Origin of the sequence: Pedococcus sp. KACC 23699 (genome assembly GCF_045348425.1) — a bacterium.
Classification (GTDB): Bacteria; Actinomycetota; Actinomycetes; order Actinomycetales; family Dermatophilaceae; genus Pedococcus.
On record NZ_CP157483.1, the window covers coordinates 278,465 to 301,135 of the forward strand.

Below are 22,671 nucleotides of genomic sequence, written 5' to 3' on the forward strand. Positions count from 1 at the left end.
GCGGTCAGGGACCGGTGACGTAGCCGGCCGGCAGGCTCGCAGGCAGGCCGAACTTGGCGAACAGGGTGACGTCGAAGAATGCCGCGACGTGCTCCACCTCGGCTCCACGCAGGGTCAGCACCTGCAGGTGGAACGGCGCGAACGTGCCGTCGGGCTGTCGCAAGTAGAGCCCGAACGCGGGCTGGCCGTTCGCCGAGGTGGGCACCATGGGCATGTCGTTGACCCCGCCCGGACACTGGGTGTCGATGAGCGCGCCGATCGCCTCCCGGCCGGAGTACCACCCCGTGAACGGAGGCATCTCCCAGACCGCGTCGGTGGTGAGCATGCTGACGATGGACGCGATGTCCTTGTCCCAGAACGCTTTCACGTACCGATCGAGCATCGCCTGCTTCTCGGCGTCGAGGGTCGTGTCCATGGTGTCCTGGCTGAGGTCGGCCTTGGACAGCTGGGCGTGGGCCCGCTGCAGGGCGCTGTTCACGGCGGCCTCGGTGGTGTCCAAGGCCTCGGCGACCTCGGCCGCCCTCCACCGCAGGACGTCACGCAGGACGAGCACCGCACGCTGGCGTGCCGGCAGGTGCTGGAGGGCCGCGATGAAGGCCAGTCGGATGCTCTCCCGCTCACCGACGATGCTCGCCGGGTCGCTCGACTCGCCGGCCACGAGCGGGTCGGCCACCGGCTCGAGCCAGGAGATCTCCGTGGACGACGCGAGCGTGTCACCCGGCTCGCTGGCCGGCGCTCCGAGCCCGGTCGGGAGGGGCCGGCGGTCCTTGCCCTCGAGCGCGGTGAGGCACACGTTGGTGGCGATGCGGTAGAGCCAGGTGCGCACCGACGACCGTCCCTCGAAGCCACCGTACGCGCGCCAGGCTCGCAGGTAGGTCTCCTGGACGAGGTCCTCGGCGTCATGCATCGACCCCGTCATGCGGTAGCAGTGCGCGGTGAGCTCGCGTCGGTAGCCGTCCGCCACCGCCGGGAAGGCCGCGGCCCCCGGCGGCGCGGCGACGCCCTCGCGCGCATCCGCGGCAACGGGCTCGAGGCCGGTCTCGGTGTCGCTCAGCTGGGTCATCGCAAGTCCTCCTGTCGGCGGCCACGCTGCTCGCCCCACCCTAGGCGCAGGGATGCCGCACCAGGACAGACCGCGGTGCCGACGAGAACTCATCGGTCGGTAACGAATCGCTGCCAAATCGGGCTTTTGTCTCGCCGTGAGCGCCCCTCGTTGCCTAGGGTCGCTTACCGTGACCGGACGTGGGTGGGGACTGCTGGGTGGGGGCGCACTGACGCTCCTGCTGGCGGCCTGGGTGTCGGCCACCGGACCGGTGGCCGTCTTCGCGCGCCAGGACCTGACGAGCTCCAGGGCCAAGGCCCGCGGCATCGACTACCGCGTCGACGCAGGAACGTCGGAGGGGCAGAAGCTCTCCGACGGCCTCCCGGGTCCTGCGCAGCCCGTGCTCGTCGCCTTCGTCACCGCCGCGGCCAAGGTGCTCCTGGCCATCATCGTGCTGGCCCTGCTCGTCGTCGTCGCCCGTGAGCTCCGCCGCTGGTGGCGCAGCAGGGAGGCGGCCACCGCGGCGGTCGCCGATGCCGACATGGTCCCCGAGGTCATGCGCCGCGCGGCCCGCGAGAGTGAAGAGCTGCTGGCCACCGGCACGCCCGCGAACGCCGTGGTCGCCGCTTGGGTCGCGCTCGAGTCCGCGGCGCGGTCGCTGGGTGTGCGCGACGACCCGACCCGTACCTCCACCGAGCTCGTGACCGACGTGCTGCGCTCCTACTCCGTGGACCGCGGCCCCCTCGATGCGCTGGCGGCGCTCTACCGTGAGGCGCGCTTCTCGAGGCACCCGGTCGGCGAGGACATGCGCACCAGGGCCCGCGAGGCGCTCCAGCAGGTGCAGGTCGAGCTGCAGCGGGCCACCCCGAAGGGTCGGCGTCCCGGCGCTCCCGCCACGGTGTCCACGTCAGGAAGGACCTCGTGAGGCGACGCCTGGCCGCCCTGGACACCGCACACCAGCTCGGTCTGGCCCTCGCGATGGCCGTCCTCGTCGGCGCGGTCACCGTCGCCGTGCCGGTCCTCAACAGCACGGGACTGCTCGTCGCCTGCGCCGGCCTCGTCGCCGCGATGGCGGTGCTGGGCCAGTGGCTGTGGCAGTCCCGCGGATCGACCGACTGGACGCACACCTTCCGTCCTCCGCCGCGGCAACGCGGCGCCGACCTCAGGATCGCCCGCCTCGCCGACGACATCCGGTCCGCCTCCGGCGGCGACCTGACCGCCGCCGGTCGGCTGCACGAGACCCTCACGTCGCTGGCCGCCGACCAGCTGCGGCTGCGGCGCGGCATCTCCCTCACGCAGGACCCCGAGCGAGCCCACGCTGCGCTCGGACCGGATCTCACGTCATACCTGACCCTGCCCGCGCCGAGCCGCCTGAGCGGTGACCGGCTGGAGGCGTTCACCACCACCCTGGAGGAGCTCTAAGTGACCCTGACCTCGACCCTTCCCCTCGACGAGGTCTCGGCCCGTGCCGACGCCATCCTCGGCGAGGTCGAGCGCGCCGTCGTCGGCAAGCGCCGCAGTCTCGAGATCGTCCTCGCGGGCGTCCTCGCCGGCGGCCACGTGCTCATGGAGGACTTCCCCGGTCTGGGCAAGACCCTCGCCGCGCGGTCGTTCGCGCAGGCGCTCGGGCTCGACTTCGCCCGCGCCCAGTTCACCCCGGACCTCCTGCCGAGCGACCTCACGGGCTCGTTCCTCTACGACCAGCGCACCCATGAGTTCACCTTCCGCAAGGGGCCGCTGTTCACCGGTCTGCTGCTCGCCGACGAGATCAACCGCACGCCACCCAAGACCCAGTCGGCCCTGCTCGAGGCGATGCAGGAGGGCCAGGTGACGGTCGAGGGTGAGACCTTCGCCCTCCCCCGCCCCTTCCACGTGCTCGCCACCGCCAACCCCGTCGAGTACGAGGGCACCTACCCCCTGCCGGAGGCCCAGCTCGACCGGTTCCTGCTGCGGGTCAGCTTCGGCTACCCCAGCGCCGCCGAAGAGTGGGAGGTCCTGCAGCGACGGATGGCGCGACGTCAGGAGTCCCAGGAGGTCGCGCGCGTCACCGATGCCGACGGGCTGATGGAGATGCAGCGGTCCGTCGAGACCGTCACCGTCGACGAGGGAATAGGTCAGTACTGCGTGCGCCTGGCCGCGGCGACCCGCAGCCACCAGAACCTCCTCATGGGCGCCTCGCCGCGCGGCTCCCTCGCCCTGCTCCTCACGTCCCGCGCGTATGCCGTGCTGCGCGGCCGCGACTACGTCACCCCCGAGGACGTCAAGGCGGTCGCGCACGCCTGCCTCGACCACCGGGTGACGGTGCGCCCGGAGCTGTGGATGAACGACGTCTCCGCCGCCAGCGTCGTCGATGCCGTCCTCACCTCGGTCCCGACGCCGTCTGCGGCGGTGGCCGGATCGGCCCGGACGGGCTTCGAGCGCCCGTGAGCGAGCCGCACCTCGCGCCGCACCGCCTCGTGGGCCGGTGGCGCGTGACGCCGGCCCACGTCCGGTCCCTGGGGCTCGGCGTGCTGCTGGTCGCCGCCGGGGTCACCTTGCGCCGGCCCGATGCCGTCGTGCTCGGCGCGCCGCTGCTGCTGGTCGCGCTGTGGGCCAGCACGCGCCGTCCCCGCACGGACCCCGTGGTGGATGCCAAGGTCGGCCACCCCCTCCTGCGCGAGGGCCAGGCGACCACGTGGCAGGTCGCGGTGGCTGCGCACCCCGACGTCGAGGAAGCCGGCGTCACGCTCCTGGCCACGCCGTACACCACGTACTCCCCCGCCTCACGATCCCTGTCCGTCGCCGTCGAGGCGGACGGCACGACGCCGGCGACCGCGTCCATCGTGTGCCGCAGCACCCGCTGGGGGCGGCGTCCGCTGGGCCCGGCCACCGTGGCCCTGACCAGCCCGCTGGGGGCGTTCCGCTGGGAGCCCCAGCCGGTCTCGCTCCCGGCCATCTCGACCGTGCCGCTGCCCGACAGCTTCACCGCACGCGTCGCCGTCCCGCGACCGGACGGGCTGGTCGGCCAGAACCGCTCGCACCACCCGGGCGACGGTGGTGAGCTCGACCAGATCAGGCCGTTCCGCTTCGGCGACCGTCTGCGCCGGGTGCACTGGCCCGTCTCGGTGCGCACCGGGGAGCTGCACGTGACGGCGACCCACGCCGACCAGGACAGCGAGATCCTCCTGCTCGTCGACGCCATGCACGACATCGGCCAGAGCGAGGGCATCGGCGGTGCCGGCAGCAGCCTGGACAACGCCGTACGGGCCGCCGGCGCCATCGCCGAGCACTACCTCCGGGCCGGCGACCGGGTGGGCCTCATCGTCCTCGGCGCTCGCGACCTGCCACCGGTCACGGCCGCGGCGGGGCCGCACCACCTGCGGCGCCTCCTGGACGCCCTGGCCCGCACCACGGTCGCCGACGGCACCGTCAGCGACGAGAAGCGGCTGCGCTCCCAGCTCCGGCACCACGTGGCGGCAGGAACCCTGGCCGTCATCCTCACGCCCGCCATCTCCCCCGACGTCCTCGCCCACGCCGTCGGGCTCTCCCGTCGCGGCATCTCCGTCGTCACGGTGGACACCCTGCCGACCCACCTCGCCACCGCCGACATCCCCCTGGAACGTCTGGCAGAGATCGCGTCGTCCGCCACCGAGCATCCCCGGGAGACCCGGCTGGCGTGGCGGCTGCGGCTGCTCGAACGCAGCCGTGAGATGGCGCGTGCCCGCGAGTCAGGGGTGCCGATCGTCCCCTGGGCAGGTCCGGGCACGCTCGACCTCGTCCTGCGCGACCTCGGCAGGCGCTCCCGGGCTCCACGGGTGGTGAGCCGGTGAGCGTCACGTCCCGCCCGGTGCGCGAGTCCCCACGCATCCTGCGCGTCCTGGGCCTGTCGCCCTCGCAGGCGGCCGTCCGCCTCCTGCTGGTCGTGGCGTCGGTCGCCCTCGTCGCGGTCACCCTCCTCGCGGCGACCGACGACCTCCTCGCGGGAGCCGTCGTGCTGGTGGCCCTGTCGGGGTGGGCTGCGTGGCGCCCGGAGTCCCCAGCTGCCGGCCTGCTGGTCGTCGGCCTGACCCTGGGCTGGGTCGGGACCGTCCCGGTCCCCGACAGCACCCGGGCGTGGGTGCTGCTGCTCGCCGCAGCCTGGTTGCTCGTGGTGGTCCACCTGTGCGCGGCCCTCGCGGCGAGCCTGCCCCCGGGGGCCTCGGTGCCGAGCGCCAGCCTGCGTCGTTGGGCACGCCGGGGCGTGGTCGTGATGGCCGCGACCGTACCCGTGTGGGCCCTCGCCTATGGAGCGGGACGCCAGGTCGTGCCGGGCGACGTCTCCCTCACGTATGCCGCGATCGCGGGCGCCGCGGTGCTGGCCCTGGCCGTCTGGCTGCTCTCCCGCGACCGCAGCCCCTGACCTGCGCCGTGACCTGCGCCCAAACTGCGCCCGGGAGCGTGTCGGGGTCAGGCGGAGCGCTTGCGCGCGCGCTTGGGCTCCTCGTCGCGCCGGACGATGGTCGCGAGCACGTTGTCCTCGACGACCTCCCGGGTGACGACCACGCGGGCGATGCCCTCGTCGCTGGGGACGTCGAACATCACCGGCATGAGCACCTCCTCCATGATCGCGCGCAGGCCACGGGCACCGGTGCCGCGCTTGAGCGCGGAGTCGGCGATCGCCTGGAGCGCGTCGTCGGTGAACTCGAGCTCGACGCCGTCGATCTCGAACATCTTCTTGTACTGCTTGACCAGGGCGTTGCGCGGCTCGGACAGGATCGTCACGAGCGCGGACTGGTCGAGCGGGCTGACCGTGGTGATGACGGGCAGGCGGCCGATGAACTCCGGGATCAGCCCGAACTTCATGAGGTCCTCGGGCATCACCTCGTGGATCGACTCGGCGAGGTCCTTGGGCCTGTGCAGCTCGGAACCGAAGCCCAGGCCCTTCTTGCCGTTGCGCGACTCGATGAGCTTCTCCAGCCCGGCGAACGCGCCACCCACGATGAACAGCACGTTCGTCGTGTCGATCTGGATGAACTCCTGGTGCGGGTGCTTGCGGCCGCCCTGGGGCGGGACGGAGGCGGTCGTGCCCTCGAGGATCTTGAGCAGCGCCTGCTGCACCCCCTCACCGGAGACGTCCCGCGTGATCGACGGGTTCTCGCTCTTGCGGGCGATCTTGTCGACCTCGTCGATGTAGATGATGCCCGTCTCGGCCTTCTTGACGTCGTAGTCGGCGGCCTGGATGAGCTTGAGGAGGATGTTCTCGACGTCCTCGCCGACGTAGCCGGCCTCGGTCAGGGCCGTCGCGTCGGCGATGGCGAACGGCACGTTGAGCATGCGGGCCAAGGTCTGGGCGAGGTAGGTCTTGCCGCAGCCCGTCGGGCCGATGAGCAGGATGTTGGACTTGGCGATGTCGACCGACTCGACGTCCTTCTTCGCGCTGGCCTCACCAGCCTGGATGCGCTTGTAGTGGTTGTAGACCGCGACGGCGAGCGCCTTCTTGGCGACGTCCTGGCCCACGACGTAGTTCTCCAGGAACCCGAAGATCTCCTTCGGCTTGGGCAGCTCGTCCAGGCCCAGCTCGGAGGACTCGGCGAGCTCCTCCTCGATGATCTCGTTGCAGAGGTCGATGCACTCGTCGCAGATGTAGACACCGGGACCGGCGATGAGCTTCTTGACCTGCTTCTGGCTCTTCCCGCAGAACGAGCACTTCAGCAGGTCGCCGCTCTCTCCCATGCGTGCCACTCGCTGTCCTCCGGTCTGTCCGTGCGAACACTGCCCACCTCGGGCAGCAACGGTCCGACGCTACATCGCCACGTGCTGCCGTGGCTCCATTGAAACCGCCGAGTCGGGCTCCCGTCGCGCTTGTCCGCTGAGGGCGGACAAGTCGTCGACGCGAGAGTCGGGACGAACCGGGAGGCAGCCTCGACGTCCCCTGAGTTGGTGGACGGACCGCGCCGCCGGTACCCTCTGAGCACGAGGGGAGTACTTCCCAAAGTCGATCCGGTCAGTACGAGCACCCCATGGTGCTCCCGGGCGGCGCCGCATCTCCCAGGCGGTGAAGGAGACCTCGGACGGCTACCCATGAGGTCTTCCATGCCATCCATCTCCTCCCTCGTCCACGCCGCCGCGGATCCCGCGGTCCGCGACTCGATCGGCACCCCCCTGCTGTGGGCGGTGAGCATCGGTGCCGTCCTCGCCCTCGTGGTCATGGACTTCCTGCTCACCCGGCGCCCGCACGAGGTCTCCATGAAGGAGGCACTGGGCTGGTCGGCGTTCTACATCGGCCTGCCCGTCGCCTTCGGCGGCTACATCTGGTCCCAGCACGGCAGCACCATCGGCGTCGAGTACTACACCGGTTACCTCGTCGAGAAGTCGTTGTCCGTGGACAACCTGTTCGTCTTCATGCTGCTGCTCGCGGCGTTCGCCGTGCCCAAGATGCTGCAACAGCGGGTGCTGCTGATCGGCGTCGTCGGCGCCCTGGCCCTTCGCGGGGTGTTCATCGCGCTCGGCGCGCAGATGCTCAAGACGTTCGACTGGACCTTCCTGCTCTTCGGCGCGGTCCTGCTCGTGACCGGGGTCAAGCTCCTCAAGGACGCCGTCCAGGGCAACGACCACGAGATCGACATCGACACCATGCGCACCGTCCGCGTCCTTCGCCGGTTCATGCCGGTCAAGGACGAGTACCACTCGACGGCGATGACCGTCCGGGAGAACGGTCGTCGCGCCCTCACCCCGCTGGCCCTCGTGACCGTCGCCATCCTGGGCACCGACATCGTCTTCGCCGTCGACTCGGTCCCGGCCGTCTACGGCATCACCGGCGACCCCTACCTCGTGTTCGCCACCAACGCCTTCGCGCTGCTGGGCCTGCGCGCCCTGTACTTCGTGCTCGAGGGCGCCCTCTCCCGCCTCGTGCACCTCGGCTACGGGCTGGCGGCGATCCTGGGCTTCATCGGCGTCAAGCTCGTCCTCCACTGGGCCCATGGCGTGTGGCCCTCGACGCCCGAGATCCCGACGCTGGCCTCACTGGGCGTCATCGTCGGCATCCTCGCCGTCGTCACGGCGACGAGCCTGGCCGCCACCCGTCAGTCAGCCGCCGACCCCGAGCCCGACCCCGAGCGCACCAGCGTGCGCTGACGGCCCGCGTCAGGTCCGGCGGCGCCGGGCCAGCACGACGCCGAGCACCCCGAGGGTCGTCACCACGATCGCAGCCACCGCGGCGGCGGTGCCGGCCGGCAGCCACGGGTCGGCGGGGTCGGCCGGAGGCGCGTCGACCGGAGTGTGCGCCATGGCGCGGGCGGGCGCGGTGGCGGGCTCGGCGCGCACCACCTGCCCGGGTCCGGTGACCGCCTCCACCTGCCTCAGGTGCTCCTCGTCGGCCGGAGCGGTGCCCCCGCACAGGTCGGCGGTCATCGTGCCGCCGCGCTCGGCGGCGAACACGACGTACTCCCGCCCAAGTTCGACCTCCAGGCCGCAGGACGCCCCGTCGCGGGCACTGCTGACGTCCAGCCGGGGCCCGGCCACGCCCTTGAGGGTGCGGGTGACCGTGACGGGACGGGTCACCGTCTGACCAGCGCCCACCGCGGCGCCGACGACACCCACGACGACCAGGTCGGCCCGGGCCACCTCGTCGGCGACAGGCAGCCCGGCGCAGGAGCACGCGAACGCGGCCGTCCCCGGGATCACGACGAGGGCGGCCGCGAGGGCGAGGACGAGCAGCGCTGCGCGTTTCACGACCGTGGGACGCCGCAAGGTCCGGGGTCGTTCCCACCCCCGGACGCAGGTATGCCGCCCGCTCGAGGTGAGCGGGCGGCATACCGGACGTGCGGGCTGGGACGACTCAGTCGTCCAGGGTGCCCTTGCGGGAGCCGAGGACCTCGTCGATGAGGCCGTACTCCTTGGCCTCGGCGGCGGACAGGATCTTGTCGCGCTCGATGTCGTTGCGGACCTGCTCGACGGAGCGGCCGGAGTGCTCCGCCCAGGTCTCCTCGAGCCAGGTGCGCATGCGCAGGACCTCGTTGGCCTGGATCTCGATGTCGGACGCCTGACCACCCATGCCACCCTCGAGGGCGGGCTGGTGGATGAGGATCCGGGCGTTCGGCAGGGCGAACCGCTTGCCCTTGGCACCGGCCGACAGCAGCACCGCGGCTGCGGACGCGGCCTGCCCGATGACGAACGTCTGCACGTCGGGGCGGATGTACTGCATGGTGTCGTAGATCGCGGTCATCGCCGTGAACGAGCCACCGGGGCTGTTGATGTACATGAGGATGTCGCGGTCGGGGTCCTGGGACTCCAGCACGATGAGCTGGGCGATGACGTCGTCCGCGGACGCGTCGTCGACCTGCACGCCGAGGAAGATGATGCGGTCCTCGAAGAGCTTCGTGTAGGGGTCGAGGCGCTTCATGCCGTAGGAGGTGCGCTCCTCGAACTGCGGCAGGATGTAGCGGCTCGAGGGAGCCGGGACCTGGAGCCCACCGTGCATGGCGGGGTTGGTGTTGTAGTTCATCTGTCCGTCCCTCACTTGTCCCCGGAGACCGGGTTGTCGTCGCCGCCACGGGTGCCGGCCTGCGCGGCGCTGCTGAACACGTGGTCGACGAAGCCGTAGGTCTTGGCCTCCTCGGCGCTGAACCAGCGGTCGCGGTCGGAGTCACGCTCGATCTGCTCGATCGTCTGTCCGGTGTGCTCGGCGATCAGCTCGGCCATCTGCTTCTTGACGTAGAGCATCTGCTCGGCCTGGATCTTGATGTCCGACGCCGTGCCGCCGATGCCACCCGAGGGCTGGTGCATCATCACGCGGGCGTGCGGGGTCGCGTAGCGCTTGCCGTGGGTGCCGGCGGAGAGCAGGAACTGGCCCATCGAAGCCGCCATGCCCATGGCCACCGTGGCCACGTCGTTGGGGATCCACTTCATCGTGTCGTAGATCGCCATGCCCGCGGAGATGGAGCCGCCGGGGCTGTTGATGTAGAGCCAGATGTCCTTGCTGGGGTCCTCGGCGGCGAGCAGCAGCAGCTGCGCGCAGATCGCGTTCGCGTTGTCGTCGCGAACGTCCGAGCCGAGGAAGATGATCCGCTCCTTGAGCAGACGGTTGTAGATGTGGTCGTCCAGACCACCCTGCGGCCGCTCAGCTGCGGCGACGATCTCTTGTGGCGTGCTCACCATGTCTCCATCGCTCGGGGTTTGGGCTTGTCAGTGACCCTAACGCGGAGGTGGCTGGGGGAAGTCCCCGATCCGGGGCATGTTCGCCCTGAGCGCACAGCAGCCCCGTATGGCGTCCGGCCGGGACTGCGCCGGGTCAGGAACGGACCGGCTGCTCCCGCTCGACCGGAGCCTTCTGGGGCTCTCGTGTCGCGGGGATGACGAGCATCGCCGCGGCGACCATGGCCGTGACGGCCATGAGGGCCTTCAGCACCGTGAAGTGGTCGCCGAGGAAGCCGAGCAGCGGCGGGCCGGCGATGAAGGCGGTGTACCCGATCGTGGCCACGACCGACATCCGGGCCGCCGCGCGGGCCGGGTCGTCCGCGGACGCGCTCATGCCGACGGGGAAGCCGAGCGAGGCGCCCACGCCCCAGACGGCCGTGCCGAGGTAGGCGACCCAGACGTTGCCGAAGATGACCAGGACCGAGCCCACCGCGGCCATCGCGAAGGTGATCTGGAGGACCGGCACCCGCCCGTACCGGTCGAGCAGCCCGGTGCCGACCAGGCGACCCACGGTCATGAAGGACAGGAAGGAGGCGAAGGCCAGCACGCCGGCCCAGGCCGGCAGCCCGTGGCCCTCGACGAAGCCCACGGCGATCCAGTCGTTCGCGGTGCCCTCGGTGAAGGCCGCGGCGAGCACCACAAGGCCGATCATCAGCGTGCGGGGCTCCAGCCAGGCCGACCGCGGCTTGGCCACCGTGCCCGTGGCGTCTCGGGTCGGCTCCCCGTCGCTGACCTCGACCGCACGCGGCAGGAACGACTTCAGCGCCCACAACCCGAGGGCACCGGACACCACGATGGCGCCGAGGAAGTGGGCCAGCAGCGGCACCTTCCCCCACGACATGCCGGCACCGATGAGCGCACTGAGCACGGTGCCGCCGGAGAAGGCCGCGTGGAAGTGCGGCATGACGGTCTTCCCGAGCAGGCGCTCGACGGCAGCACCCTCGAGGTTCATCGCGACGTCCCAGAGGCCGACGCCCATCCCGACGAAGTAGAGCCCGGCCGCCATGAGCCAGCGCGACTGGGCGATGTCGACGGCTGCTGCCACGACGAGCAGCCCGGCGAAACCCAGGCCCATGCCGACCACGACGGTGCGCGCGGCACCGATCCGACCCGCCACGCGCCCCGCAGAGGGCAGCGCGGTCAACGACCCGGCCGAGGCGGCGAACAAGGTGAGGCCCAGCTGGCCGGCGGTGAGCCCGAGCTCGGCCTTGCTGTCGGCGATGCGGGCGGCGAACGACGCGAAGGTCACCCCGGCCAGGGCGAAGACGATGAAGACGGCGTTGCGGGCGGCGACGACGCGGGTGCGGTCGAGGGAGGTGGTGTGGTTCACGATGGCTTCCTGCGCGGGACGCGTGTGGTCCTGGGGTCGGATCGGTAAGGTCGAATCGATTCGATCGAATCGTTTCGATAGTGTGTCCTCCATGAGCACCCCCCGTCAACCTCGCGCCACCCTGCGGGCGGTCGCCGAGGCTGCCGGGGTCTCGACCTCCACCGCCTCGCTCGCCTTCAGCGGCAAGGGGCCGGTCGCACCGCAGACCCTGGAGCGGGTGCTGGCCGCCGCTGCCGACCTCGGCTACACCGGCCCCGACCCGCTGGCCTCCTCCCTGCGCCACGGCCGCTCCGGGATCGTCGGGGTCATCGTCGAGGGCCGGCTGCTGCACGCGTTCCGCGACCCGTTCGCCGTAAGCGTCCTCGACGGGCTCTCGCAGGTCCTCGACGAGATCCCGGCCGGGATGCTGCTCATCGCCCAGCACGCCGGGGCGCCGGAGAAGGCGATCCCCCAGCTGTCGGCGACGGCCCTGGACGCCGTGGTCTTCTCCCTCTGCGGCCCCGACGACAACCCGGCCGTCGCACACCTGGCGGCACGCGGCATACCGATGCTCGGCGACGGGTCCCCCGCGGGGCCGGAGGTCGTGCAGCTGGCCCTCGACAACCGCGCCGCCGGCGCCACCATCTCTCGGCACGTCCGTGACCTGGGGCACCATCGGGTGGCGCACCTGATGATGCCGTTGCGCCCCGACAGCGCCACCGGCCTCGCCGACGTCGCGGACCTGGACCGGGCCACCTTCGCCGACAGCCGCGACCGGGCTCGCGGCTTCCTCGACGTCTTCGACCTGCCCGCAGGCACGGCTGGGGACGGGCTGCTCGCGGTGACCTCCCTGCCGGACGTGGAGCAGGGGGCCACGGCGGCACGGCTGCTGCTCGACCGACCGCCGCCCGAGCGCCCGACCGCCGTGGTCGCGCAGTCCGACCTGCTGGCGATGGGTGTGGTGCGGGCCGCCGACGAGCTCGGCCTGCGGGTGCCGCAGGACCTCAGCGTCACCGGCTTCGACGGTGTCGAGCTGCCGTGGTTCGCAGGCACCCTGACCACCATGGACCAGCACGGCGAACGCAAGGGCCGGCGCCTCGGGGAGCTGTTGCGGCAGCTGCTCGACGGCGACCGACCCGACGACGAGGCGGCCCCGGTCGCCCTGCGGACCGGCAGCACCACGATGCCCCCGCCCGCCTGAGGCGGACGGGGGCAGTGGCACGACCCGCGCCAGGGGGGATGGAGCGGGTCGGCAACCTGGGACGGCCAGGGGGACCGTCCTGGGTGGTTCAGCCCGGAGCCGCCGTCGCGTCGAACGCCCGGCGGCTCGGGAACGACTCAGGCGTCGATCGTCGCGGTCCTCGGCGGTAGCCCGTCCGGACCCGCGGCGGAGCTTCCACCCGGGCGATCGGCGAGGGTGCTTGCCGGCTGGTCGGCGTCGGCCTCCACGGGGTGCGCCACGCGGGCCGGCTCGGCGACGAGGTTCACGGTGATGTAGCGCCCGCTGTCGTCCATGGTCACGGCTGCCTCGAACTCCATGTAGCTGTCGTTCGAGGACACGTGGTGGATCTCCCACCGGGTGTCCATCGCGACCACGCCCCACATGCGCTCGATGCCGACACCGGCCTCCCACGGGGCGACGTCGTCGACGCAGCGGCAGATGCCGATGACCATCCGGTCGACGTCATCGGTGCGCCCCAGCTCGACCTCGGCGAAGAGGCGGCTGCCGCGCAACCCCTGGTCCAGGGCGCCCTGGAGCGCGGTGACGTAGCGGTCGTCCGCGGGGTTGGCGTTCTCCTGCACCGCGAGGCGCAACTTCTGGAAGGAGGCCGTGTCCATGGGACAAGACTCAGGGGTGACGCATCGTCAGCAATCCGGCAAACGACGTATGCCGTGCCCCGGACTCCGGGGCACGGCATACGTTTACGTGCGGTTGGCGGTCATGACCGCCGGCAAAGGGAGGTCAGTGGTCGTGACCCTCGTGGTCGTGACCCTCGTGGTCGTGACCCTCGTGGTCGTGACCCTCGGCGAGCTCGGAGGCGACATCGGTGGCGGTGACCTCGCTGAGGTCGATCTCGGCACCGGAGGTGTCGACGACCTTGGCCTGCTCCAGGACGTTGGCCAGCGCCTTGCGGCGGGCGACCTCGGCGACCATGGCGGGCACCTGGCCCTGCTGGTCGATCGCCTGCGCGAACTGGTTGGGGTCCATGCCGTACTGCTGGGCCGACATGACGAGGTACTCGATGAGCTCGGGCTGCTCGACCTTCACCTCGGTCTTCTCGGCGATGGCGTCGAGCAGGAACTGGGCCTTGAGCGCCTTGCGGGTGCTCTCGTCGACCTCGGCGCGGTGCTCGTCGTCCTCGAGGCGGTCCTCACCCTCGAGGTGCGCGGTGACCTCGGCCTCGACGAGCGCGTCGGGCACGGGGATCTCGATGGTCTCGAGGAGGTGCTCGAGCACCTTGTCGCGGGCCTGGACGCCCTGCTCGAACTTCTTGGCCTGCTCGGCCTGCTTGGTCACGTCGGCACGCAGCTCGCGCAGCGTGTCGAACTCGGACGCCAGCTGGGCGAAGTCGTCGTCCAGCGGCGGGAGCTCGCGCACCTTGACGGACTGGACCGTCACGGTGACGTCGGCGTTCTCGCCCTCGTGGTCGCCGCCGGCGAGCGGGGCGGTGAAGCTCTTGGTCTCACCCGCGGCCATGCCGACGAGCGCCTCGTCCATTCCGTCGAGCATGTTGGCGGAGCCGACCTCGTAGGAGATGCCCTTGACCGAGTCGATCTCCTCGTCACCGATCGAGGCGTCGAGGTCGACGGACACGAAGTCACCGGTCTCGACGACGCGCTCGACACCCTTGAGGCTGCCGAAGCGCTCCTGGAGCGCGATGAGGCGCTCCTCGACGTCCTCGTCGGACGCCTTGGCCTCGTCGACCTCGACGGTGATGGCGCTGAAGTCCTCGGGCAGCTCGACCTCGGGGCGCACGTCGACCTCGACGGTGAACTTGAGGTCCTGGCCGTCCTCGGCGGGGACCTCGGTCACGTCGACCTCGGGCTGGCCGATCGGGCGGACCTTGTTGTCCTCGACGGCCTGGCCGTAGAACTGCGGGAGGGCCTCGTTCACGGCCTCCTGCAGGACGGCGCCGCGGCCGACACGCTGGTCGATGATCCGGCTGGGGACCTTGCCCTTGCGGAAGCCGGGGACCTGGATCTGGGAGCCGATGGTCGCGTATGCCGCGTCGAGGCTGGGCTTGAGCTCCTCGAACGGGACCTCGACGGTCAGCTTGACCCGAGTCGGGTTGAGGGTCTCGACGGCACTCTTCACTGCGGGGTACTCCAGGTTCAGGTGGGGAACGGGCGGGGCAACGAGAAAGGCCCTGCACACCGGCGATGGGCGCGCGCGGGCCAAAAACCCATGGTAGCCGCTGCGGGACGCCCCACCGAACCGAGGCTCCTGCCACCCCCGCCCACCCCGCGCGACCTGCTCCTGCGCGGGCCCCGGACCATGCCTGCCAGGTCGGACGGCACCCACGACATCTGTCACGAATCCGGGCAAATTCTTCGACCCGGCGACGTCATTTCTTCGTCAGGTCGTCCGGGTGATGACGGATGTCATGGTTTGCGCTCGCGTTCCCCGTGAGAGTCCGGACAGGGACGGCGACCGCCGCCCCTCTCCCCCCACCCAGGAGAACTCACGCATGCGCAAGCAGATCCTCGCCGTCGCCCTCGCGGCCTCGGCCTCGCTCGGGCTCGCCGCCACCACGGTCACCACCGCGTCCGCGGCCCCGTCGGCGCGCGGCCACGCCACCCGTGTCTGTGCCACTCCCGCCTCCCCCACCCTCGCGGCCTGCTCAGCGCTGAAGCTCGTCGACAGCTCGGGCAAGGCCGTCAGCCCCGCGGGCAAGCCGGTCACGCCCGAGGCCATCTCCGGTAAGACCCCGGCCGACATCCAGAGCGCGTACAAGGTGACCGGCCTGTCCGCCGGTGGCCGCACCGTCGCCATCGTCGACGCCTACGGGTACCCGAACGCCGAGCGCGACCTTGGTGTGTACCGCAGCCAGTGGGGTGAGTCCGCCTGCACCAAGGCGAACGGCTGCCTGCGCATCATCAACCAGACCGGTGGCACCTCGCTGCCCCGCTTCAACGCCGGGTGGGCCGGCGAGCAGGCACTCGACCTCGACGCGGTCTCGGCCACCTGCCCGTCCTGCAAGATCGTCCTGGTCCAGGCCAACAGCGCGAGCCTGGCCGACCTCGGCGCAGCGGTGAACACCGCTGCCGAGCAGGCCGGCGTCGCGGCGATCTCCAACAGCTACGGCGGCGGCGACCTCGCCGACAGCACGTACGGCGCGGCCTACAACCACCCCGGCATCGCCGTCACGGCCTCGACCGGTGACAACGGCTACCAGGGCGGCAGCTTCCCGGCCTCCTCGCACTACGTGACGGCCGTCGGTGGCACCTCGCTGTTCAAGGACACCAGCGCCCGTGGCTGGAACGAGTCCGCGTGGAGCGGCGCCGGTTCGGGCTGCACCACCCTCAACGCGGCTCCGGCCGGCCAGACCTCGGCCATGACCGCCTGCAGCGGTCGCGCCATCGCCGACGTCTCCGCCGTCGCCGACCCCAACACCGGTCTGGCGACCTACGCCCCGACCACGCAGAGCTCCTCCTCGTGGGCGCAGTACGGCGGCACCAGCCTCTCCTCGCCGATCGTCGCCTCGGTCTACGCGCTCAGCGGCAACACCGCCGGATACGCCAACACCCTCCCCTACGCCAACCAGGCGGCCCTGTTCGACGTGACCTCCGGCTCCAACGGCACCTGCGCCTCCTGGTGCACCGCCAAGTCCGGCTGGGACGGCCCGACCGGCCTCGGCACCCCAAACGGCACCTCCGCGTTCTGATCGACCCGCACCACCGGCCGCGACCGTGCGGCCGCAAGCCGGCACGACAGTGATGACGACGGCCCCGGAGCACCTGCCCCGGGGCCGTCGTCCGTCCCTGCTCACCGGGCGGGACGCCGCAGGCCCACCTAGGTTTGGACCCATGAGCCAACCCGACTCCCCCTCTGCGGCAGCACCCATCGGCCAGGTCCGCATCTCGGCCGGCACCTTCATGGGAGCCCTGCTGATCTTCGCGTTCGTCCTCGGCGTCGTCCTGGGCTTCGATGACTACCCGCCGGTGTGGGTGCCGGTGGCTCTCGGGGTCATGGCGGTAGCCGTTCACCTCCTCGTCGAGTCCGTCGGCTACCGGGTCCCGGCCGTGGCACCCGTGACCACCGACGCCGACGCGGCGAGCACGGGGCGCGCCGCGTTCCAGACCTCGATGATGCTGCGCTTCGCGCTCTGCGAGTCCGTCGCCCTGGTCGCCCTGGTCGCAGCGTTCGCCGTCGAACCCCATACCGCCATGACCTACGTCGTGGGTGGCACCCTCTCGCTGCTGCTGATGCTGTGGCACGTGTGGCCCTCTGAGCGACTCGTGCGCCGGGTCGAACAGCAGCTCGATCGCGACGGTGGTCGCTCGCGCCTGCACGACGTCATGACCGGCGCCCTCGGCAGTGGGGCGGTGCGCCCATGAGCAACGAGCGGCAGCCCCTGGAGTTCGACGTCGTCGTCATCGGTGCGGGACCGGTCGGTGAGAACGCCGCGGACCGCGCCCGCAAGGCCGGCCTCACGGTGGCCGTCGTCGAGAAGCACCTCGTCGGCGGGGAGTGCAGCTTCTACGCCTGCTCCCCCAGCAAGGCGCTGCTGCGCCCGATCCACGCCACCAGGGCCTCGCAGCGCGTCCAGGGTTCGGAGGGCGCGCACCTCGACGCCCAGGGGGTCCTCGACCGCAGGGACTCCTGGATCAACAAGCTCGACGACAGCGGACAGGTCGGCTGGCTCGAGCACGTGGGCATCACGCTCCTGCGCGGCGAGGGCGTGCTCACCGGCACCAGGACCCTCGAGGTCGACGGTCGGGAGGTCCACGCCAGGCAGGCGGTCATCCTGGCCACCGGCACCACTCCGGCTGTGCCCCCCATCCCCGGCCTGCGCGAGGCGAAGCCGTGGACGAACCGCGAGGCCACAACCACGCGCCGCATCCCGGACCGACTCGCCGTCCTCGGCGGTGGGGTCGTGGCCTGCGAGCTCGCCCAGGTGTTCCAGGCGCTGGGCTCGTCGGTCACGATCGTGGAGCAGGCCCCGGGCCTGCTCGGCCGCAACGAGGAGTTCGCCGGCACCGCCGTGAAGGAGGCCCTCGAACGTGACGGCGTCGACGTCCGCACCGGCACCAAGGCGGAGAAGGTGTCCCGCCTCGGCCCCACCGGAGAGGTCACCGTCCACCTCGAGGGCGGGGACACCGTGGTCGCCGACGAGCTGCTCGTTGCCGTGGGCCGGACCCCCGCCACCCGAGGCCTGGGCCTCGAGGCCGTCGGCGCCGAGCTCACCGACGCCGGGTACGTGTCCGTCACCGACCGCATGGAGGTCAAGGGAGTGGGCGGCGAGGTGCCGTGGCTGTATGCCGTGGGCGACGTCAACGGGATCGCCCTCCTCACGCACATGGGCAAGTACCAGGCGCGCGCCTGCGGCGACCTCGTCGGCGCCCGCGCAGCCCATCGCGAGCCGGACGACCGGAAGACGACTCCCTGGGCTGATGACCTCGGCGCCCCGCAGGTCGTCTTCACCGACCCCGAGGTCGCAGCGGCCGGGCTGACCGAGGCGCAGGCGCGCGAACGCGGCCTCAACATCCGCGTCGTGGACCTGGCCATGGACAAGGCCGCCGGCTCGGGCCTGCAGGCCGAGGGCTACGAGGGGCAGGCCCGGATCGTCGTCGACGAGGACGCGGGAGTGCTCGTCGGTGCGACCTTCGTGGGCCAGGACGTCGCCGAGCTCATCCACCCCGCCACCGTCGCGATCGTCGGCAGGGTGCCGCTGACCACGCTGTGGCACGCGGTCCCCTCGTACCCGACCATGAGCGAGATCTGGCTGCGCCTGCTGGAGGAGTACGGCCTCTGACCGCCACGAGCAAAGACGAAGGGCCCCACCGACCGGTGGGGCCCTTGCGCTGAGCGGGTGACGAGAATCGAACTCGCGTAGCTAGTTTGGAAGACTAGGGCTCTACCATTGAGCTACACCCGCGTGGACGTGTGCAGCCCCTCGCGAGCGCTGCAGATCCGAGGCGTTAGCCTAAGCCCGCGATCGCGTGAGCCGAAATCGGCTCGCCGTCCACGGGGTATGGCGCAGCTTGGTAGCGCGTCCGCTTTGGGAGCGGAAGGCCGCCGGTTCGAATCCGGCTACCCCGACAGCACGGGACCGGATCGACGACGTCGATGCCGGTCCTCGCTCAACGGACGAGAACCGCGCTGAACTCGGTGGTCGACCGCCCGGCCTCGTGCCCCTTGGCCTCGAACCCGTCGGTCGGCCGCCACGACGGCCGCTCCCCCTCGGTCACCTCGAAGCGCTGGTCGGAGCCGAGCACGGCGCGGACGTGCGCGGCATGCACGGGGTGGTCGGTGGCCACGAGCAGGTGACCGCCGGCGACGAGGCGGGAGGCGAGCAGGTCGAGGTTGTACGGCGCGATGAAGCGCCGCTTGGCGTGCTTGGCCTTGGGCCATGGGTCGGGGAAGAACAGGTGCACGGCAGCGAGGGACCCCGGCGGGATCCGCTCCTCGAGCAGCTGGACCGCATCGCCGCGGTGCATCCAGAGGTTGTCCAGGCCCCGGCGCTCGGCCTCGGCGAGCATCCGGGCCAGGGCGGGGGTGAACACGTCGACGGCGAGGAGGTCGTGGTCGGGGTGCGCAGCGGCGTACGCCAGGGCGGCCCCGCCGTGGCCGCAGCCGATCTCGAGGACGACGGGCGCCGAGCGACCGAAGGCCGTGGCCGGGTCGAGGACCCCGTCCGGCATCTCGTGGCGCGGGACGAGGCGCTCGAGCCGGTCGAGGGTGAGCGCCGACAGCCGACCGCGGCGGGCGCCGTAGGACCGGACCCGGCCGGTGTCACGCATGGGCTCCATGGACAGCAGCCTAGGCAGAGGTCTGGGTGGCAGGGACAGGAAACGTGCCCGAGGGGCGGGACCGTGGTGATAACTCTTGCTTATGTGATCCATAATCGATACATGCGCATCTCCAGGTTCCCCAACATCGTCGACGAGGTCGCGGTCCGACTGATCGCCGGCATCGTCCTCGTCGTGGCCGTGGTCGCCCTCGCCACGCAGCAGTGGTGGCTCTACGCGGTCCTCGCCGTCGACTTCGTGCTGCGCACCGGTTGGGGTCCGTCAGCGAGCCCGTTCGCCCAGCTCGTCCGGCGCTGGGTCCGTCCGCGCCTGGCCACGCCACCGCGCTGGACCGCCGGCCCGCCCAAGCGCTTCGCCGCCGGCATAGGCGCCGCCCTCACGGTCCTCGCGACCGTGCTGTGGCTGACCGGTTTCGTCCTCCCGGTCGTGGTGATCGGCGTCGTCATGGTCGTGTTCCCGGCCCTGGAGTCGCTCGGCGGCGTCTGCGTGGGGTGCATCGGCTTCGGCTGGCTCATGCGCCTCGGGGTCATCCCTGAGTCGATCTGCGTCGAGTGCGCCGACATCAGCAAGCGCGCGTCGTCCCGGCGGGCCGCGACCCCGGCCTGATCCTCAGCGGCGCCAGACGAGGACGGCTGCCCGGTCGTCGGTCTCGCCCGCGCGCGCGGCCGTGCACACCTTGGCGGCCATGCCCTCGAACCCGCGGCCGATCATCTGCTCCGCGGTGCCAAGCATCCGGTCGATGCCATCGCGCAGGTCGCGGTTGCGGACCTCGATGACGCCATCGGTGTAGAGCAGCAGGGCATCCCCGCGGTGCAGCGTCCCGGCGATGCGCGGGAACCCCACGGTGTCGGTGACCCCGAGCACCGGGCCCTCGTCACCCTCGAGCACCTTCCAGCGACCCGATCCCGCGGAGAAGCGGACCGCCGGAGGGTGGCCGGCCGACGCCAGGCTGTACTCACCGGTGTCGAGGTTGATCCAGGCGTGGGCGGCGCTGGCGAAGCCCTCGTCCCAGTGCTGGCGCAGCAGGTAGGAGTTGGCCGCCGCGAGGAACTGGTCGTACGGCAACGAACCGAGCAGCCCGCCGAACGCACCCGAGAGCAGCAGTGATCGCGTGCCGGCGGCGATGCCCTTGCCCGACACGTCGACGAGCGCGAGCTCGAGGATCGGGCCGGTCTTGCTCGCCACGAGGAAGTCACCGGAGAAGGAGTCGCCGTAGGCCGACAGCACGGACAGCTCGGCACCCCACCCGGTGGGCATCTCGGGCAGCTCACCCTGGGTGCGCAACCGGTCCCGCAGGTCGACGAGCATCGACTCACCCAGGTTGCCCTGCACACCCAGCCGAGCCCTCGAGGCGGCCACCCAGAACATGATGATCATCACCGCGACGAGCACGGTGTACGCGGCATACAGCTGGGAGGTGGCGTTCCGGTCGACCAGGACCAGGGCGGCGGTGAACAGGATCAGCGCATCGACGGCGGCCAGCAGACGTGGCCCCAGGAACAGGCCGGCGAGCACGGCGACCAGGATGTAGGCGGAGAACGGCACGGTGGCGGGCCACCGGAACATCGACCAGGTCAGCAGCGCGTCACCGGCGACCAGGGCGACGACGGTGCCGCCGGTCCCCACCCGACCGAAGCGGGTGCGGGCCCGCTGGAACCGCGTCATCAGGGACCGACGCGCAAGGACCGTCCTGCCATCGTCCACCAGTACGAGTTCCTTCGGGCCGTCGGGGGGTGCCAGGCACCCGCAGAAGTCAGTTGTGCGGGCCGGCCCCGTCTCCAGCGCCTGCCCGGGCAGCCTAGTGGGCCGTTGATGCCTGAGCCGAGCAATCCACAGATCACGGCAGGGCGGGAACGGTGCCGTCCTGCTCGTACGCGGCGACCATGTCGATGCGGCGCTCATGCCGCTCGGCACCCGAGAACGGGGTGGCCAGGAAGGTCCGCACCATGGCCTTCGCCTGCTCGACGGTGTTCATCCGGCCGCCGATGGAGATGACCTGGGCGTTGTTGTGCTCCCGCGCCAGGGTGGCCATCTCCTCGTTGTAGCAGAGCGCTGCACGGATGCCCCGGACCTTGTTGGCAGCCATCTGCTCGCCGTTGCCCGAGCCCCCGAGCACCACGCCGAGGGAGTCACGGTCGGCAGCGACGCCCTCCGCCGCCCGCAGCACGAAGACGGGGTAGTCGTCCTCGGCGTCGTACGCGTGCGGACCGTGGTTGGTCACCTCGTGCCCCTCCGCCTCGAGGAAGGCGACCAGCTCGCCGAGCAGGTCGTATGCGGCGTGGTCGCCGCCGATGTGGACGCGCATGTTCTTCAACCTCATCTACTCAGACTGTGCCTTTGCGCCTGACTCCTCGGCGCTCCGGTCCTCGCTCGCTGGCGCTCGCTGCGATCCTCGCCCTGTCGTCGTCAGTCGAAGATGGGGCCGACGGTGCGGCTGCGCTTCAGCTCGAAGAAGCCGGGGGTCCCGGCCACGAGGACGCAACCGTCCCACAGCTTCGCGGCGGCCTCGCCCTTGGGCGCCGGGCTGACGACCGGTCCGAAGAACGCGACGCCGTTGACCGCGATCACCGGCGTGCCCACGTCGTCGCCCACGAGGTCGATGCCGCGCTGGTGGCTGGCCCTGAGCCGGTCGTCGTGCTCGTCGGTGTCGGCGAACTCGGCGAGCTCGACCGGGAGGCCGACCTCCTCGAGCGCGGGCACGATGACCTTGGCGAAGTCCTTCTCGCCACCGAGGTGGATCCGGGTGCCCATGGCGTCGTACAGGGGCTTGACGACCTTGTCGCCGTGCTCGGCCGCCGCCGCCAGGATGACGCGGACCGGGCCCCACGCGCGGTCCATCATGGTGCGGTACTCCTCGGGGAGGTCACGGCCCTCGTTGAGGACGGCCAGGCTCATCACCGACCAGGTGACGTCGACGGGGCGGACCTTCTCGACCTCCATCATCCAGCGCGAGGTCATCCACGCCCAGGGACAGAGCGGGTCGAACCAGAACTCGGCGGCGGAACGGGTCTGGGTGTCGTCGGTGGCAGTCACACGGCCAATCCTGCCACTGCCCCACACGAGGCTGCACCCGAGGCCCGTCGGCGGCCGCCCCCTTGACGCCACGGCAAGCAGGGCGAGGCACCGCAGGCGGGCGCTGTGCAGCACCCAGCGTTGTGAGAACACACCCCCACGCGTGCGAGTATGGGCGCCG

The 22,671-nt window shown here is 71.3% G+C and carries 23 protein-coding genes and 2 tRNA genes; 12 read left to right on the forward strand and 13 right to left on the reverse strand.

The features are described 5' to 3' along the window. Nucleotides 1–4: 4 nt before the first annotated feature. A complete protein-coding gene (locus ABEG17_RS01285; RefSeq protein WP_406831445.1) occupies nucleotides 5–1,063 on the reverse strand; it encodes a sigma-70 family RNA polymerase sigma factor in 1,059 nt (352 codons plus the stop codon). Nucleotides 1,064–1,232: 169 nt separating this feature from the next. On the opposite strand from ABEG17_RS01285, the gene ABEG17_RS01290 reads away from it, so the two are divergent. The 5 genes from ABEG17_RS01290 to ABEG17_RS01310 are packed head-to-tail and all read left to right on the forward strand — an operon-like array spanning nucleotide 1,233 to nucleotide 5,420. Further along, nucleotides 1,233–1,967: a DUF4129 domain-containing protein gene (locus ABEG17_RS01290; RefSeq protein ID WP_406831446.1), complete on the forward strand. Its 735-nt coding sequence runs from the start codon at nucleotides 1,233–1,235 to the stop codon at nucleotides 1,965–1,967. Beyond that, nucleotides 1,964–2,464 carry a hypothetical protein gene (locus ABEG17_RS01295; protein ID WP_406831447.1) on the forward strand — a complete coding sequence of 167 codons (501 nt, stop codon included), beginning with the start codon at nucleotides 1,964–1,966 and terminating at the stop codon, nucleotides 2,462–2,464. The genes ABEG17_RS01290 and ABEG17_RS01295 overlap by 4 nt, the downstream gene beginning before the upstream one ends. 6 nt (nucleotides 2,465–2,470) lie before the next feature. Beyond that, on the forward strand, nucleotides 2,471–3,469 hold the full coding sequence (locus tag ABEG17_RS01300; RefSeq protein ID WP_406833118.1) for an AAA family ATPase: 999 nt from the start codon (nucleotides 2,471–2,473) through the stop codon (nucleotides 3,467–3,469). Beyond that, entirely contained in the window at nucleotides 3,466–4,851 is a 1,386-nt protein-coding gene (locus ABEG17_RS01305) for a DUF58 domain-containing protein (RefSeq protein WP_406831448.1), read from the forward strand. Before ABEG17_RS01300 ends, ABEG17_RS01305 begins: the two co-directional genes overlap by 4 nt. Then, nucleotides 4,848–5,420: a hypothetical protein gene (locus ABEG17_RS01310; RefSeq protein ID WP_406831449.1), complete on the forward strand. Its 573-nt coding sequence runs from the start codon at nucleotides 4,848–4,850 to the stop codon at nucleotides 5,418–5,420. The genes ABEG17_RS01305 and ABEG17_RS01310 overlap by 4 nt, the downstream gene beginning before the upstream one ends. 47 nt (nucleotides 5,421–5,467) lie before the next feature. Here ABEG17_RS01310 and clpX read toward each other — a convergent pair whose 3' ends face one another. Continuing rightward, entirely contained in the window at nucleotides 5,468–6,742 is a 1,275-nt protein-coding gene (gene clpX, locus ABEG17_RS01315; protein WP_406831450.1) for an ATP-dependent Clp protease ATP-binding subunit ClpX, read from the reverse strand. Between the two features lie 351 nt (nucleotides 6,743–7,093). On the opposite strand from clpX, the gene ABEG17_RS01320 reads away from it, so the two are divergent. Then, a complete protein-coding gene (locus ABEG17_RS01320; RefSeq protein ID WP_406831451.1) occupies nucleotides 7,094–8,134 on the forward strand; it encodes a TerC family protein in 1,041 nt (346 codons plus the stop codon). Between the two features lie 9 nt (nucleotides 8,135–8,143). On the opposite strand, the gene ABEG17_RS01325 is transcribed toward ABEG17_RS01320, so the two are convergent. The 4 genes from ABEG17_RS01325 to ABEG17_RS01340 all read right to left on the reverse strand — a co-directional run bounded on the left by ABEG17_RS01325 (nucleotide 8,144) and on the right by ABEG17_RS01340 (nucleotide 11,525). Beyond that, nucleotides 8,144–8,731 (reverse strand): hypothetical protein, encoded by a 588-nt coding sequence (locus ABEG17_RS01325; protein ID WP_406831452.1) that lies wholly within the window; start codon nucleotides 8,729–8,731, stop codon nucleotides 8,144–8,146. Nucleotides 8,732–8,837: 106 nt separating this feature from the next. After that, the gene (locus ABEG17_RS01330) at nucleotides 8,838–9,503 is read right to left on the reverse strand and encodes an ATP-dependent Clp protease proteolytic subunit (protein WP_406831453.1); all 666 of its coding nucleotides are present in this window, start codon (nucleotides 9,501–9,503) and stop codon (nucleotides 8,838–8,840) included. 11 nt (nucleotides 9,504–9,514) lie between these two features. Further along, entirely contained in the window at nucleotides 9,515–10,156 is a 642-nt protein-coding gene (locus ABEG17_RS01335) for an ATP-dependent Clp protease proteolytic subunit (RefSeq protein WP_406831454.1), read from the reverse strand. A 133-nt stretch (nucleotides 10,157–10,289) separates the two neighbouring features. Then, on the reverse strand, nucleotides 10,290–11,525 hold the full coding sequence (locus tag ABEG17_RS01340; RefSeq protein ID WP_406831456.1) for an MFS transporter: 1,236 nt from the start codon (nucleotides 11,523–11,525) through the stop codon (nucleotides 10,290–10,292). A gap of 91 nt (nucleotides 11,526–11,616) precedes the next feature. Between ABEG17_RS01340 and ABEG17_RS01345 the strand changes: the two genes are divergently transcribed. Next, on the forward strand, nucleotides 11,617–12,705 hold the full coding sequence (locus ABEG17_RS01345) for a LacI family DNA-binding transcriptional regulator (RefSeq protein WP_406831457.1): 1,089 nt from the start codon (nucleotides 11,617–11,619) through the stop codon (nucleotides 12,703–12,705). Nucleotides 12,706–12,842: 137 nt separating this feature from the next. Here the strand turns inward: ABEG17_RS01345 and ABEG17_RS01350 are convergent, their stop codons facing one another. Beyond that, nucleotides 12,843–13,343, reverse strand: coding sequence for a hypothetical protein (locus tag ABEG17_RS01350; protein ID WP_406831458.1), 501 nt, complete (start codon nucleotides 13,341–13,343; stop codon nucleotides 12,843–12,845). Between the two features lie 124 nt (nucleotides 13,344–13,467). Continuing rightward, nucleotides 13,468–14,820 (reverse strand): trigger factor, encoded by a 1,353-nt coding sequence (gene tig / locus ABEG17_RS01355; RefSeq protein WP_406831459.1) that lies wholly within the window; start codon nucleotides 14,818–14,820, stop codon nucleotides 13,468–13,470. Nucleotides 14,821–15,193: 373 nt separating this feature from the next. On the opposite strand from tig, the gene ABEG17_RS01360 reads away from it, so the two are divergent. From ABEG17_RS01360 to ABEG17_RS01370, 3 genes are all read left to right on the forward strand, one after another. Then, nucleotides 15,194–16,390, forward strand: a complete 1,197-nt coding sequence (locus ABEG17_RS01360) for a hypothetical protein (protein ID WP_406831460.1) — start codon at nucleotides 15,194–15,196, stop codon at nucleotides 16,388–16,390. Nucleotides 16,391–16,532: 142 nt separating this feature from the next. Next, the gene (locus ABEG17_RS01365) at nucleotides 16,533–17,063 is read left to right on the forward strand and encodes a hypothetical protein (protein ID WP_406831461.1); all 531 of its coding nucleotides are present in this window, start codon (nucleotides 16,533–16,535) and stop codon (nucleotides 17,061–17,063) included. Further along, nucleotides 17,060–18,481 (forward strand): dihydrolipoyl dehydrogenase family protein, encoded by a 1,422-nt coding sequence (locus tag ABEG17_RS01370; protein WP_406831462.1) that lies wholly within the window; start codon nucleotides 17,060–17,062, stop codon nucleotides 18,479–18,481. Before ABEG17_RS01365 ends, ABEG17_RS01370 begins: the two co-directional genes overlap by 4 nt. Nucleotides 18,482–18,533: 52 nt before the next feature. Here the strand turns inward: ABEG17_RS01370 and ABEG17_RS01375 are convergent. Further along, a tRNA-Gly gene (locus ABEG17_RS01375) sits at nucleotides 18,534–18,604 on the reverse strand. Nucleotides 18,605–18,694: 90 nt separating this feature from the next. Here ABEG17_RS01375 and ABEG17_RS01380 point away from each other — a divergent pair. Beyond that, nucleotides 18,695–18,768, forward strand: a tRNA-Pro gene (locus ABEG17_RS01380). 41 nt (nucleotides 18,769–18,809) lie between these two features. On the opposite strand, the gene trmB is transcribed toward ABEG17_RS01380, so the two are convergent. Then, nucleotides 18,810–19,478, reverse strand: coding sequence for a tRNA (guanosine(46)-N7)-methyltransferase TrmB (gene trmB, locus ABEG17_RS01385; protein ID WP_406831463.1), 669 nt, complete (start codon nucleotides 19,476–19,478; stop codon nucleotides 18,810–18,812). A 102-nt stretch (nucleotides 19,479–19,580) separates the two neighbouring features. Here trmB and ABEG17_RS01390 point away from each other — a divergent pair, with 102 nt between their 5' ends. Continuing rightward, a complete protein-coding gene (locus ABEG17_RS01390) occupies nucleotides 19,581–20,084 on the forward strand; it encodes a DUF4395 domain-containing protein (RefSeq protein ID WP_406831465.1) in 504 nt (167 codons plus the stop codon). A gap of 3 nt (nucleotides 20,085–20,087) precedes the next feature. On the opposite strand, the gene ABEG17_RS01395 is transcribed toward ABEG17_RS01390, so the two are convergent. From ABEG17_RS01395 to ABEG17_RS01405, 3 genes are all read right to left on the reverse strand, one after another. Beyond that, entirely contained in the window at nucleotides 20,088–21,182 is a 1,095-nt protein-coding gene (locus ABEG17_RS01395; RefSeq protein ID WP_406831466.1) for a PP2C family protein-serine/threonine phosphatase, read from the reverse strand. A gap of 133 nt (nucleotides 21,183–21,315) precedes the next feature. Next, nucleotides 21,316–21,783 carry a ribose-5-phosphate isomerase gene (locus ABEG17_RS01400; RefSeq protein WP_406833119.1) on the reverse strand — a complete coding sequence of 156 codons (468 nt, stop codon included), beginning with the start codon at nucleotides 21,781–21,783 and terminating at the stop codon, nucleotides 21,316–21,318. A gap of 101 nt (nucleotides 21,784–21,884) precedes the next feature. Further along, nucleotides 21,885–22,511, reverse strand: a complete 627-nt coding sequence (locus tag ABEG17_RS01405; protein ID WP_406831467.1) for a DsbA family protein — start codon at nucleotides 22,509–22,511, stop codon at nucleotides 21,885–21,887. Between the last annotated feature and the right edge of the window lie 160 nt (nucleotides 22,512–22,671).